Origin of the sequence: Campylobacter sp. IFREMER_LSEM_CL1890, assembly GCF_025772045.1 — a bacterium.
GTDB classification, from domain to species: Bacteria; Campylobacterota; Campylobacteria; order Campylobacterales; family Campylobacteraceae; genus Campylobacter_D; species Campylobacter_D lari_D.
The window spans coordinates 1-13,215 of sequence record NZ_JAKMRK010000019.1 but is presented as its reverse complement, the minus strand read 5'-3'; the positions used below and the strand labels follow the sequence as shown (position 1 = coordinate 13,215).

At 29.3% G+C, this 13,215-nt stretch carries 12 protein-coding genes, 1 tRNA gene and 1 pseudogene; 2 read left to right on the top strand and 12 right to left on the bottom strand.

Annotated elements, in window-relative coordinates; all coding sequences use genetic code 11:
* From L8W57_RS07575 to L8W57_RS07520, 12 genes and pseudogenes are all read right to left on the bottom strand, one after another.
* Positions 1-436: pseudogene (locus L8W57_RS07575) on the bottom strand (N-acetylmuramoyl-L-alanine amidase); the annotation flags it as partial.
* The gene (locus L8W57_RS07570; RefSeq protein ID WP_133319247.1) at positions 429-1,526 is read right to left on the bottom strand and encodes a nitronate monooxygenase; all 1,098 of its coding nucleotides are present in this window, start codon (positions 1,524-1,526) and stop codon (positions 429-431) included. The pseudogene L8W57_RS07575 and the gene L8W57_RS07570, both read right to left, overlap by 8 nt.
* Positions 1,526-2,728, bottom strand: coding sequence for a tyrosine--tRNA ligase (tyrS, locus tag L8W57_RS07565; protein WP_133319248.1), 1,203 nt, complete (start codon positions 2,726-2,728; stop codon positions 1,526-1,528). Before tyrS ends, L8W57_RS07570 begins: the two co-directional genes overlap by 1 nt.
* Positions 2,729-2,741: 13 nt before the next feature.
* Positions 2,742-4,931 (bottom strand): RelA/SpoT family protein, encoded by a 2,190-nt coding sequence (locus L8W57_RS07560; protein ID WP_133319249.1) that lies wholly within the window; start codon positions 4,929-4,931, stop codon positions 2,742-2,744.
* Positions 4,915-5,133, bottom strand: coding sequence for a DNA-directed RNA polymerase subunit omega (locus L8W57_RS07555; RefSeq protein WP_133319250.1), 219 nt, complete (start codon positions 5,131-5,133; stop codon positions 4,915-4,917). The genes L8W57_RS07560 and L8W57_RS07555 overlap by 17 nt, the downstream gene beginning before the upstream one ends.
* Before the next feature lie 9 nt (positions 5,134-5,142).
* Positions 5,143-5,868: a UMP kinase gene (gene pyrH / locus L8W57_RS07550; protein WP_133319251.1), complete on the bottom strand. Its 726-nt coding sequence runs from the start codon at positions 5,866-5,868 to the stop codon at positions 5,143-5,145.
* A gap of 55 nt (positions 5,869-5,923) precedes the next feature.
* On the bottom strand, positions 5,924-7,099 hold the full coding sequence (locus L8W57_RS07545) for a murein hydrolase activator EnvC family protein (RefSeq protein ID WP_263659927.1): 1,176 nt from the start codon (positions 7,097-7,099) through the stop codon (positions 5,924-5,926).
* Positions 7,096-7,902 (bottom strand): ABC transporter permease, encoded by an 807-nt coding sequence (locus tag L8W57_RS07540; protein WP_133319253.1) that lies wholly within the window; start codon positions 7,900-7,902, stop codon positions 7,096-7,098. The genes L8W57_RS07545 and L8W57_RS07540 overlap by 4 nt, the downstream gene beginning before the upstream one ends.
* Positions 7,889-8,545 carry a cell division ATP-binding protein FtsE gene (locus L8W57_RS07535; RefSeq protein ID WP_039625813.1) on the bottom strand — a complete coding sequence of 219 codons (657 nt, stop codon included), beginning with the start codon at positions 8,543-8,545 and terminating at the stop codon, positions 7,889-7,891. Before L8W57_RS07535 ends, L8W57_RS07540 begins: the two co-directional genes overlap by 14 nt.
* A gap of 46 nt (positions 8,546-8,591) precedes the next feature.
* A complete protein-coding gene (trmB, locus tag L8W57_RS07530) occupies positions 8,592-9,782 on the bottom strand; it encodes a tRNA (guanosine(46)-N7)-methyltransferase TrmB (protein ID WP_263662296.1) in 1,191 nt (396 codons plus the stop codon).
* Entirely contained in the window at positions 9,782-10,990 is a 1,209-nt protein-coding gene (locus L8W57_RS07525; protein WP_220566341.1) for a ferrous iron transporter A, read from the bottom strand. Before L8W57_RS07525 ends, trmB begins: the two co-directional genes overlap by 1 nt.
* Entirely contained in the window at positions 10,944-11,906 is a 963-nt protein-coding gene (locus L8W57_RS07520) for an RluA family pseudouridine synthase (RefSeq protein ID WP_263662295.1), read from the bottom strand. The genes L8W57_RS07525 and L8W57_RS07520 overlap by 47 nt, the downstream gene beginning before the upstream one ends.
* A 71-nt stretch (positions 11,907-11,977) precedes the next feature.
* Between L8W57_RS07520 and L8W57_RS07515 the strand changes: the two genes are divergently transcribed.
* Both L8W57_RS07515 and L8W57_RS07510 read left to right on the top strand, forming a co-directional pair.
* On the top strand, positions 11,978-13,087 hold the full coding sequence (locus tag L8W57_RS07515) for an FtsW/RodA/SpoVE family cell cycle protein (protein WP_087700555.1): 1,110 nt from the start codon (positions 11,978-11,980) through the stop codon (positions 13,085-13,087).
* A 52-nt stretch (positions 13,088-13,139) separates the two neighbouring features.
* Positions 13,140-13,213: transfer RNA gene (locus tag L8W57_RS07510), tRNA-Ile, on the top strand.
* The last annotated feature ends 2 nt before the right edge of the window (positions 13,214-13,215 follow it).

Sequence of the window (13,215 nt, the reverse complement as noted above, 5' to 3'; positions counted from 1 at the left end):
TATCTTCTTTTTTATCTTCTTTTTTATCTTCTTTTTTATCTTCTTTTTTATCTTCTTTTTTATTAGTAAAAGCGGTAGCATTAGTTTCGTTTTTTACTAGCTCTTTTTTTATTTTTTGATCTTGTATAACTTTTAAAGCATTTTTTAAACGCGAAATTTCTTCTTCACTTACTCCACTTTCTTTAAGCTCTTGCACATAAGCCTTATCATCAAAACCTAAAAAATTTGAACTAATGATTAATCTTTTTAAAATCTCATTTTTTTCTTCATTATTATCATTAATTACGCTTTGTATATATAAAGATTTTAGTTGTTGATGTAATTGTAATTTTTCTTCTGCATTAGAGGTTAAAAAGTTTTGATCAAATTTTTTAACCTCTACATTAGCAAAAACACCAATATAAAATAATAAAAAAATAAAAAATATTCTAAGCATCTTCACCATAAACTAATTTTTTCATTAGTTCTTCTACACTAATAAGTTTATCTAATCTATGCCCATTAGCTCCTGTAAAAAATAAACCTGTTTCTTTTTTGCCACTCCAAGCATCGTATAATCTATCCGCTATACAATAACCTACTTTAGTAGCCTCCTTGCCTCTACCACATGGTGCAACGCAGTTGCTCACACAAGAAATTTTTGGCCCCATTCTTTTATCTACTAAATTTAAAAGATTAGTTCTTACTCCTCTTGCAGGATAACCAACCGGGGATTTTAAAAGCTCAATATCTTCTTTTTTACAATCAAGTAATACTTGTTTAAAATCATCACTCGCATCACACTCAAAAGTTCCTATAAAACGAGTTCCCATTTGAACGCCACTTGCTCCTAAAGACATCATCTTTTCTATATCTTGCTTATCCCAAATTCCACCTGCAGCAATCAGTGGTATGTCGCCCCAATTTTTAATTTCTTGCGCAACTTGTGGCACCACATTTTCTAATTGATATTCATCCATTAAACATTGCTCATAAGTAAAACCCTGATGTCCGCCGCTTTTTGGTCCTTCAACTATAACTGCATCAGGTAAGCGATTGTATCTACTTTGCCATCTTTTACAAATAATTTTTAAAGCCTTAGCTGATGATACAATAGGTACCAAAGCAACATCAGGATAATCTTGTGTAAATTCAGGTAAATTTGTAGGAAGTCCTGCTCCTGAAACTATCACATTAAAACCAACCTCACAAGCATTACGAGCAATTTGTGCATAATTATTACTTGCATATAAAATATTACAGCCCAAAGGTGCGTCTTTGCAAACCTTTCTAGCATTATCTATCAAAGCTTTTAAGCCTGCTTTTGAGTAAAAATTATCACTACCATAAGGTTTTGCATTAAGTTCTTTATCTATATGTGTTCTATTTTCATAATACCCAGTTCCCACTGAAGAAATAATCCCTAAACCACCATTTAAAGAAACTGCAGAAGCAAGCTTATCCCAACTTATACCAAGCCCCATTCCACCTTGAAAAATAGGATATTTTATCTCATGCTTTCCAATTTTTAAAGCTTTAAAACTCATTATATTACCTTTAATTTTGCAAATTTTCTTTTTCCAACTTGTATAATATATTCTCCACTTTCTAGTTGGTATTGTTCATCTTGAACTTTTTCTCCATTAATACTTACTGCATTAGAACTAATCAATCTTCTAGCAGCTGAAGTAGAACTTTCCATTTTACATTCCACTATAGCTTTTGCAAGCCAAATACTACCTTCTAAAGTAAAACTTGGCATATCACTAGGAAGCTCTTTTGCACTATGAACTTTGTCAAATTCTTCCTTGGCTTTTAAAGCACATTCATTTGAGTGAAAACGAGCTGTTATTTCTAAAGCTAAATTTTCCTTAGCTTTTTTAGGATGCAATGAGCCATTTTTAATATCATCTTTCATTTGTGAAATTTCATTTAAGCTTTTTTCGCTTAAAAGCTCATAATATCTAAACATCAACTCATCACTTATACTCAAAACCTTAGCATACATATCTTTAGCATTTTCTGTTACACCGATATAATTTCCTAAGCTTTTACTCATTTTATTTACACCATCAAGACCTTCAAGCAATGGCATCATCACCACCGCTTGCTCTTTTTGGCAATTATATACTCTTTGAAGCTGTCTACCCATTAAAAGATTAAATTTTTGATCCGTTCCACCCATTTCTATATCACTTTTTAATGCAACGCTATCATAACCTTGTAAAAGTGGATATAAAAACTCACAAATTGATATAGGACTTTGCTCTTTAAAACGCTTAGTAAAATCATCTCTTTCAAGCATTCTAGCAACACTAAAAGTCGAAGTAAGCTCTACTATGCCAGCAGCACCAAGCTCATTTAGCCATTTAGAATTAAAATGAATTTGAGTTTTACTTGGATCTAAAATCTTAAAAACTTGCTCTTCATAAGTTTTGGCATTTTTAAGTACTTCTTCTTTATCAAGTTTTTTTCTTGTGACACTTTTTCCTGTTGGATCGCCTATTTGAGCGGTAAAATCACCTATTAAAAATTGTACTATAGCTCCATGCTTTTGAAGTAAAGCCATCTTGCTTAAAACTACAGTATGACCCAAATGCAAATCAGCGGCCGTAGGATCAAAACCAGCTTTTACAAAAAAGTTTTCGCCTTTTTCATAATAATTTTTTACCAAAGAAATCAATCTTTCCTCATCAATAATTTCTGCTATTCCTCTTTTAATTTCTTTAATAATTTCTTCAATATTCATTATAAAACCTTTTTTAGTGATTATTATATGCATCATTTAAAGATGTAAAATCTAAAATTTTATACCTAGCTTTTAATCTTTCTTTTGCATTTTCAACATCTATATTATTAGGTAATTCAACTTGCACTTCAAAATAATTTGCCACCACAGGCTCTGAATCGGCTGAATTAATACTTAAAACATTAATCTGCATTTTAGCCAAAGTAGTTAGAAAATCCGCTAAAGAGCCTTTTTTATTTTCTATAGAAACAATGATTTTGTAACTTTTTATCGAGCTATCATTCCAAGAAACAAAAACCATTTCTTTGTTATCTTCTATCATCTTCATTGCTTGTTCGCAAAGTTTATGGTGTATTGTAGCACTAGTTGAATGTCTAAAAGCAATGATTTCATCTCCTCTTTTAGGTCTACAACAATAATCAAAATTAATCGTAGTTATTTTATAATTAGAACCAATCACTATGCTTTCAAATTTTTGTTCATTTTGTTCAAATTTAGCTGCTTGATTTTGTCCTACATATTTTCTAAGAGCTATAATTACCTCTTTAAAATAATTAAAATCTAAAGCAATTTGTCTGAGCTTTTTATTAAATTTTTCTTTTTCAAGCCATTCTTCTATAAGTTTAGAATCTTTATTAAATGCCGTAGATAAAAGATTAATGGCAATTTTATTGTTTAATTCTTTTTTCTTTTGCTTACAAAAATCTCTTATGCTAGCCCTAGCTTTTCCTGTTTTAACACTATCTATCCAAGAGCATCTAAAAAATTCTTCCTCCGAAGTTTCAATACTAACTATATCTCCATTTTTAAGCACAGTTAAAAGCGGGACTCTCATACGATTTACAAAGGCGGTTTTTGCATGAAGTCCTACTTTAGTATGAACCTCATATGCAAAATCCAAAGCCGTAGCTCCACGCGGTAAGGTAAAAATTTCACCTTTAGGAGAATATACTGCTATATCCTCAATATATAAACTATCCTTTGCATATTCATAAAGCTCAATAGCATCACAATCTTGTATATTATTTCCTTCTTCTTTACCATGCATAGAAATATCTTCAAGCCAATCTAAATTTGGTGTTGCAATATTTCCTTCTTTATATTTCCAATGTGCTGCAACGCCAAATTCAGCAGTTTTATGCATATCAAAGGTGCGAATTTGAGCCTCTATGATATTTTTTGCATCAAAAAGTGTTGTATGTAAGGTTTGATAACCATTTTGTTTTGGCAAGGCTATATAGTCTTTAAATCTTGAAATCAAAGGATTAAAATGCGTATGTAAAATTCCCAAAGCCAAATAACAATCATAAACTTTTTCAACCAAAATTCTTACACCTAAAAGGTCTAAAACTTCATCAAGCCCCACACCTTTTCTTTGCATCTTTAAATAAATAGAATAATTATGTTTAATTCTTTTATGTATAACAAAACTACCTTGTCTAAACCCATTTTCCAAAAATAACATTTCTATTTTTGAAATAAATTCATTAAATCCAAGTTGAATTTGTTGATCTTTTGCATTTATATAATTATCAATTTGTGCATATTCATCAGGAAGCAAAAATTTAAAACTTAAATCCTCAAGTAAATTCTTTATACTTGAAATTCCAAGTCTATGAGCTATAGGTGCATATACCACTAAGGTTTCTTCGCTAATTCTTTTTTGCTTATCTTCTCGTAAATAATTTAAAGTAAGCATATTGTGCAATCTATCACAAAGCTTTATTACAAGCACACTCACATCTTCAACACCCGCTAAAAGCATATTTCTAAAAGTCAGAGCAGATTTTGCAAGTTTCTCATTGGAATTAGAATGAGTAAGATGATCTTCTCTAATACTAACTATTTTAGTTAAACCTTGAACTAATTTTGTTACTTCTTCGCCAAAATTTGCATTTAACTCTTCTTCATTACAATTTGTATCTTCTAATACATCATGTAATAATGCGGCTATAATCATAGATTGTATAGGACTCAAAAAAGCTACAAAAGAAGCTACCAATATAGGATGAACCGCATAAGGTTCTCCACTCTTTCTAAATTGTCCTTCGTGTTTTTGGATACAAAACTCCACTGCTTTTTCCAAAACAGCAGATTGTGGAAAAACCATAAAAAGAATTTCTTTTGCTCTTTGTAAATCCTTGCAATTTTTTACATCATCAACAAGTTTATCTAGCAATAACTCATCATTTACCAGCTTCAATAAATCCCTCTAATACGATTTTATCTTCTGCTATTTCATATAAAGCAATATCAGTATATTTATATTTATTTTTATCTAAATTTACTAAAGGCTCTGCGCCATTTGCAAGCTCTTCAGCTCTTTTAGCTACTACAAGAGCTAATTTATATCTATCATCTTTTAATTTTTTTAATGCCTTTGCAGCTATTTGTTCTACTCTCATTTTTTACCTTTAATCTTGATTTTTAACAATAGAGCATAAGCTCATATCGCCTTGGATAATTTTTAATAAATTTCCTTCTTTAAACATATTACATACCACAATAGGTAAAGCATTATCTTTAGCTAGGGCTATTGCCGTATCATCCATAACTTTTATATTATCATGTAAAGCTCTTTCATAACTTAACTCATTAAGCATAATAGCATCATCAAATTTTTTAGGATCTTTATTATAAATTCCATCTACCTTAGTTGCTTTAATGATCATATCTGCTTGAATTTCAACCGCTCTTAAAGTTGCAGCAGTATCTGTAGTAAAATAAGGATTGCCAGTACCACAAGCAAAAATAACTATGCGTCCTTTTTCTAAATGTCTATGTGCTCTTCTCATAATATATGTTTCGCAAAATGCTTCCATTTGGATAGCACTTTGAACCCTCACATCAAGTCCAGCACTTTCTAATGCTTCTTGCATAGCTATAGAATTAATTACAGTAGCAAGCATACCCATATGATCGCCACTTGTTCTTTTTATCAGTCCATCTCTTGCAGCAGATACCCCTCTAATGATATTACCACCACCTATTACAATACCTACTTCAACATTTTCATGAATCAAACTTTTTATTTCAGAAGCTATATATTTTAAAATAGAATTTTCTATACCAAATCCATTTTCTCCGGCCAAAGCTTCTCCAGAAAATTTAACCAATACTCTTTTTCTTTTATTGTTCATTAAATTTCTCCTTTGATTTAAAACTATATCAAAATTCGCATTAAAAAAAACTAATTTATTTAATCATTTCCAAAGGATTGATATGAAAATTCTTTTGGGTTACTTCAAAAGTTAAATCACTTTCAACCCTACCTATAATATAACCTTTCTTGATATTTCTACCTACTTTAACCCCAGGGGCAATTTTATCTAAATGCGCATAAATAGTATGTATACCATCTTTATTTTCAACAATCACAACTTGCTTTAAAGTTGGAGTTGCTTTTGCAAAAACTACTTTTCCATCTAAGACATTTCTTACCGCAGCATTAGCACTATCACTTTTTAAAACTACATTTTCATTATAGATCTTAATATTATAAATAGGATCTATATAATTTCCAAATTTTTGCTTTACTGTGTAAGATTCTAAAGGAGCTATTGTCTTAGGACCACTATAGCGCTTAACACTGCTTGTTTGATAGCTTGAACCCACTTGTTTTATGTTTGAATTTGGCTTTTGATCATCCTTTTTTTGTGCTAATTTTTCTTCTTCTTTTTCTTTGATAATTTTTAATTTATTGAGTGTTTTTCTTAATTCTTGCTGTTGGGCTTGCAAATTAGAAAGTTTTCTAGTATAAATTTCTTTATCAGTTTTTTGTTTAGCTATTTCTTGCTCTTGTTTTTTTCTAAGATTTTTAAGCTCATCAATTTGATCTTTATAAACTTTTAAATTATTATTAATTGTAGTAATTTGTCTTTGCTTTTCTTCTATTTTTTTGCTCACATCTTCATAATCTTTTGAAATTTGATAAAATTCTTCTTTGAAAATTTTATCCAAAACCCCAACTAACTCCAAAGCAATAATACTATCTTCACTTTCAATATAATTTTTAGGGATTGCTAAATCATAAGCAAAATCTTTAGCAATTAAATCAATTATTTTTCCTTCGATCTTATTTTTATTTTGCAAAAGATCTTTATTTTGTGCATTAAGCTGCTCTAATGCTTTTATTTGAGTTTTCACAGATCCTTCAAGTTTAGAAGTTTTTGAAGTTAAGGTGCTAATTTCTGAAGCAATTTTTTTTAAATTTTTCTCATTATCTAAAATTTCACTAGCTAAATCTTCTAATTTTTTAGATAATTGCTTTACTATGCGTTCATTTTCTTTAATATCTTTTTGCTTTTGTGCAATTTCATTTGCAAATAAAACAGAAAAGGAAAATAAAAAAAGCAAAAAGCATTTTTTCATTTTCTAACCTTAAACATCACAAAATTCACACAAGCAAAACAAACACAAAGCATTGCTAAAAAAATCAAAAATAAATGCGTGAAAATACTTATTTTAGGTAAGCTAATATCTACACTTTGTAAAGCTAGTTTAATGGATTCAAGATCATAAACTTGGGTAAAAAATAATACAAGCAATAAAAATGCTATAAAACAATCAATAAAAACTATCTTATAAAGCATAAAAGATCTAAACCAAAATGGGGCGCCAAGCAAGCACATGATTTCCACTCTTTGAGTATGCTCGAAAAGCCAAATTTTCATTTGTTTAAGCAATAATACAAAACTAAGCAATATTATAATAAACAAGAAAAACCATAATAAAAATTTCACTAAAACTAAAAGTTTATAAATTTTTGTATGCGTTTTTGCAAAAGTCTCCACTCTAGTAATGTTAGGATTTTTTAAAAGTTTATCTTTTAAAATGTTTAACTCATCTTCTGACAAAAGCTTATTAAGCTTCAAAGTATAAAATTTTGGCAATGTAGCCTTTAAAACCTCTATGTTTTTAGCTGATATATCATTTTTAAGTCTATCTATCATTTCATTTGGATTTAAAATTTCTAAAGACTGAAAATGACTTACTTGATCCTCTATGCTTTTTTTATCTAAGTGAGTTTTTCCTACTAAAATGATATTATAATCTTTATTTAAAAGTTTTTCATAATATTCAATAGTTTTATTTGTGATAATCAAAAACTCAAAAGCAAACATCATCACCATTAAAGCAAATATTAAAGAAAGATGATTTTTAAAAGATTTCATTCATTCTCCCATTTTCTATATTAAAACGACGATAATCAAGTCTTAAATTAGTAGGAATTCTATGTGTGACAACTACCACACAAGTTCCAAGTATTTCTCTAGCTGATTTTAATAAAGTCCATATAATATCTGAAGAATACTCATCTAAATTTCCCGTTGGCTCATCGCATAAGAGTAATTTTGGATTATGTGCTAGGGCTCTTGCCATAGCCACGCGTTGCTGCTCTCCACCTGAAAGTTGAGCTGGCTTTTTATCAGCTTTGAAAGTTAAATTTACATGCTTTAAAAGCTTTGCAGCTTGTTCTTTACATACATTTTTACTATAACCTTTAATCATCAAAGGTAACATTACATTTTTTTCTACACTAAATTCTTGAACCAAACGATAATCTTGAAAAATAATTCCTATTTTTTGCCTAAGCTGCAAAAGTTCAGCATTAGAAATATCCACTAAATCATTATTGCAAACCTTTAAATTTCCACTTATTGGCTCCAAATCCCCATAAAAAGATTTTAACAAAGTTGATTTTCCGCTACCACTTTTTCCTGTGATAAAAACAAAATCATTATCTTTTAGCGAAAAACTAGCATTTTCTATAACAAGCTCATCATAACCAAGACAAAGCTTTTTGGCTTCTATCATCACTGTTTTTTCCTTATCATTTGTTTGATAATTATTTAAATCATTATTATTTAATATAAGAATACAATATTTCTCTTAATTTTTCTATAGCTTTTAAATTTTCTTTAGTTTTAAAAGGTTGCTCAAAGATAAATTCTATCTTTTGTAAGTTTAATACTATATAAACATGTTCAGGTTTATAAAAAGCACCAAAAGCTATTTTAATAACAAGTTCTTCATCTTTAATATACATTTTTTCAAAATGCAAGAAAAAATCTTCGCCTTTAAAAACTTCATTTTTAAAATTCTTTTTTATACAAGCTAATTCTTTTGTATTTAATTTTAAATCCTCAATAGCAAATTTTTGATTTTTATTTAAGCTTTTACTCTTGCTAAAACCACTAATGATTAAATCATATATATCTTTATTTTGTCTTTTCCAACGATCTTCATATTTACTTGAAATTTCTAAATTTTCATTTTTTTTGATTAAAGCTTTTAAATGTGAGAAAGTTAAAAAAGTCTCCAAAGTAAAATCAAAATACAAAAAACTATCCGTTCTAAGTTCAAATTGTCCATCTTCTTTTAAAACTCTAGCGCATTCATTTGCAAAATTTAACCCCACTACTCTACGGTGAGGCTTTTTATCCCAAGGAACAGGAAAATGCAAAAAGATTTTATCCACAAGATTAGATTCAAGTACGCTTAATAATAATCTTGCATCAGTTTCTATTAATAAAACATTGTTTAAATTTTCACTTAAAGCAAGTTTAGCTACTTGTTCTAATGCAGGAGTGTAAATTTCTATACCAATTATCAGTACATTAGGATTTTGCCTAGCTTGATAAAGCAAATGTCTACCGCTTCCAAAACCTATTTCAATATAAATTTGTTTTTTATTTTTTATTTGTTCTAAAATTTCTTTTAAATCATTAGCAATTAAAGGTGTTTTTTGGATTAACCTTGTGTGTTTTAGCGCCACAGCTTCACAAACTACATCTTGAGTAAAATTTTCTTTAAATACAAGTAAAGCCTTTTGCAAATATCCAATTTGTGAAGGCTTAGTATGTTTTTCACCCTTTATAAGCCATTCTTGTTTTTTTTCATCTTTTTTAATTTGTAAAAAAAATTTTTCTTGATTTATACGCGTAAAAAGCAAATCAACATTTTCACCTTTGGCAAGCCATAAGAATTCAACTCCATCTTTTTCAAAAGGAAGTTGAATTTCTTTTAAAATTTTACACTTAAAATTTGGCATTATTTTACTGCTGTAAATTTATCAGAAGCTTTTGATTCTATGCCATTTGCATCAATTGCAATAACTTCATAACTATATACTTTTCCAGGAGCTGCAGTAATATCTTTTAATTGTTTAGATTTAATCTCTTTAAACACAGCATTACTTCCACCACCACTTCTTTTAACTATGTATTCTTTAGCTCTATCATCATTATCAATCCACTCTACTCTAATACCATCATCTTCAACAGCACACAAAACAATACTTGGCGCTAATGGTGCTCCTAGGGTAATACCTTCAACAGGCTCACTTGCTATAGGACTTTCTAGGCCATCTTTATCGACCATACTAACTTTATAATATCTTTTTTCAGCCACACCTTTAACCACATCTTCATAAGTATTTTCAGAAGTTTTAGCTACCACACTAAAAGGTAAAAAAGTAGTTGAACTTGAATAAATTTTATAATAAGCAAAATCAGCATAATCAATTTTATCCCAAGTTAAAATGATTTTTCTTGGTGCGTCTTTACTTGCTTGTAAATTACTTACCATAGGAGGAAGGGCTTTGGTAGTTGATTCTACTATTTTACTTGGAGTGCTTTTAATACCATCATAAGTTAAAGCTATGATTCTATATTGAAAACTTTCATCAGGTTTTAGCGAATCATCTATATATTCAGCACTTAAGCGATTTTTGATTCTAGCTAATTCTTTAAATTTCATATCTTTCATATTTGCGCGCTCAATGATGTATGAATTTACTCTTACATCAGGATGTGGTCTCCAAACTATTTTCACACGATTTGGCAACCCCACAATAGCTTGCACAAAAGGCACTGGATCAATCACTCTATTTGTAAAAGCTTCTATACTTACACCATCTTGAGAAACTTGTCCAAGTTCATTAAAGGTTTTCATAGAATAATAATATCTTGTATTTGGTGCTAAATTTGTATCAGTATAATGAGTTTGAAATTTATTTTTAATTTTTGCTATAAGCTCCATAGGTGCACCAGCTGCATTTGCTCTATAAATATAATAACCTGCTATATTTTGATCATACAAAGGTTCCCATTCAAACGCTATACTTGTAATATCACTTATACTTTTAATACTTGATATTTTTGGTAAAGTATCATTTACTTGAGCAATTTGCGGTGAACTTACGCTACAAGCACTAAAAGCTAAAGCAGAACTTAAGATAATCCAATGAAGTTTTTTCATCTATCTCTCCTTGTGTAAAATTTTCTTTTAAAATTTGATAAAAATCATCAAACATAGGAGCTTTTACAAACATCAACTCTTTAGTCCTAGGATGAATAAAATAAATCAAATACGCATGAAGCATTACTCTATTATACTTTATTTTTCCTTTATATCCGTATAATTGATCTCCTAAAATATATCGATTAAAATCTGCTAAATGCACCCTGATTTGATGAGTTCTTCCTGTGTATAACTTAGCAGCTATCAAAGAGCAATTTTTAGCGCTTAATAAATTTATAAAATCTGTTTTTGCATTTTTTGCTAAAGGATTTTTAGTATTTGTAGTAATTTTTTTAAGCCTATTGCTAGGACAACGCATAATAGCTTTTTCATTACTCATTTTATCATTTTTCAAAGGTAATTCGCTCAAAGCAAGATAAAATCTCCCCATACTTTTATCCAAAAGCTGATTTGCTAAAAATTGATGTGCTTGATTGTTTTTAGCTATGATGATAGCTCCACTTGTGCCCTTATCAAGTCTATGCACAAGCCCTGCTCTATGTTCTCCATTTAAATTTGATAAAGCATAGCCCTTATGCAAAAGCCAATCCACCAAAGTTGCTTCTTTAACACTACTTGCACCATGCACGACAACATTAGGAGCTTTGTTTAAAACTAAAACATCATTATCTTCATATAAAATTTCTATATCAAACTCAGGCGTGTAACTTTCTTTGGCTTCTTTTACTAAAGGTAAAAAAATACTTATTTCATCTTTTTGTTTTATTTTTTTAGAACTTTTATTTTCTATTTTTTCATTAATATATATGCAGTTTTCTTTGATTAGTTTAGCAACTTGCGAACGACTTTGCTTAAGTATATCTGATAAAAAAACATCCAATCTTTCTTCACAAAGTGATGAAATTTTTAGCATATTATATTTCCTTGTGATAAAATTTGCAATTTTAGCATATAATTATGTAATATTTTATAAAAAGGGTAGCTTTGATAAAACTTGATAGAAGAATTTTAACACATTTTGACTTTGTACAACCTCTTTTAGTGTTACCTATCATAGCTATATCTTTTCTTTTAATTTATGAGGCAAATACGCGCTTAGCTGAAAAACAATTTATCTATACTTTAGTGGGTTTTGCAGGATTTGCGTTTTTTTTCTTTTTACCCTTAAGAAGACTAATGTGGCTTATACCTGTGTTATATTGGATTAATATAGCTTTACTTTTAAGTGTAGATATTTTTGGTGTTGAAAAACTTGGGGCTAGAAGATGGCTTGAAATACCTTTTACGCATTTTACCATACAACCTTCTGAAATTTTTAAGCCCTCTTTTATTTTAATGTTAGCTTATTTGATTTATCAAAATCCTCCACCGCCTAATGGCTATGGCTTAAAACAATTTTTAAAGCTAAGTTTTTATATTTTGCTTCCGTTTTTGCTTATAGCAGGAGAACCTGATTTAGGAACAGCTTTAGTGCTTTTAATAGTAGGCTTTGGAACGCTTTTTATCATAGGAGTAAATTATAAAATTTGGCTTAGTATTTTTTTAGCTATAGCCATAGCCTCACCTATTATTTATAGTGATTTTTTAAAGCCTTATCAAAAACAAAGAATTCATGATTTCTTAGCTGAAGAGCCAAGTTACCATGTAAAACAATCCATCATCGCTATAGGAAGCGGTGGTTTGAGCGGAAAAAAAGCAGATGAAGCTACACAAACACATTTTAAATTTTTACCTATTTCTACGAGTGATTTTATCTTTGCATATTTGTCTGAAAGATTTGGTTTTATCGGTGCAGTTGTAATCATACTACTTTACACCTTACTCATTTTTCATTTATTGAGTTTAAATTATAAGCTCAAAGATGATTATTTTACAAGAGTGGTGACAAATTGCATTGCTTTATTTATTTTCATATATGTAGCGGTAAATATATCAATGACCATAGGTTTTGCTCCTGTTGTTGGTATACCTATGCCATTTTTTAGTCATGGGGGAAGTTCTTTTGCTACTTTTATGATTTTCTTTGGAATTTTACAAAATTTAATAACCTTTAGATATTTAGCAATAGAAAAAGCGGTAAAAATAAAATTCTAAATTTAAATTAAGGAAATAAAGATATAATAACATTTTTATTTTAACTTCTGGCGGATTTATAGCTCAGTTGGTTAGAGCAACCGGCTCATAACCGGTTGGTCGCAGGTTCGAGTCCTGCTAAATCCACC

Coding starts and splice junctions, on each gene's coding strand:
- pyrH (WP_133319251.1), bottom strand. CDS start 5,868: ATGAACAATAAAAGAAAAAGAGTATTGGTTAAATTTTCTGGAGAAGCT.
- L8W57_RS07520 (WP_263662295.1), bottom strand. CDS start 11,906: ATGCTAAAAATTTCATCACTTTGTGAAGAAAGATTGGATGTTTTTTTA.
- L8W57_RS07525 (WP_220566341.1), bottom strand. CDS start 10,990: ATGAAAAAACTTCATTGGATTATCTTAAGTTCTGCTTTAGCTTTTAGT.
- L8W57_RS07545 (WP_263659927.1), bottom strand. CDS start 7,099: ATGAAAAAATGCTTTTTGCTTTTTTTATTTTCCTTTTCTGTTTTATTT.
- tyrS (WP_133319248.1), bottom strand. CDS start 2,728: ATGAATATTGAAGAAATTATTAAAGAAATTAAAAGAGGAATAGCAGAA.
- L8W57_RS07540 (WP_133319253.1), bottom strand. CDS start 7,902: ATGAAATCTTTTAAAAATCATCTTTCTTTAATATTTGCTTTAATGGTG.
- trmB (WP_263662296.1), bottom strand. CDS start 9,782: ATGCCAAATTTTAAGTGTAAAATTTTAAAAGAAATTCAACTTCCTTTT.
- L8W57_RS07535 (WP_039625813.1), bottom strand. CDS start 8,545: ATGATAGAAGCCAAAAAGCTTTGTCTTGGTTATGATGAGCTTGTTATA.
- L8W57_RS07570 (WP_133319247.1), bottom strand. CDS start 1,526: ATGAGTTTTAAAGCTTTAAAAATTGGAAAGCATGAGATAAAATATCCT.
- L8W57_RS07555 (WP_133319250.1), bottom strand. CDS start 5,133: ATGAGAGTAGAACAAATAGCTGCAAAGGCATTAAAAAAATTAAAAGAT.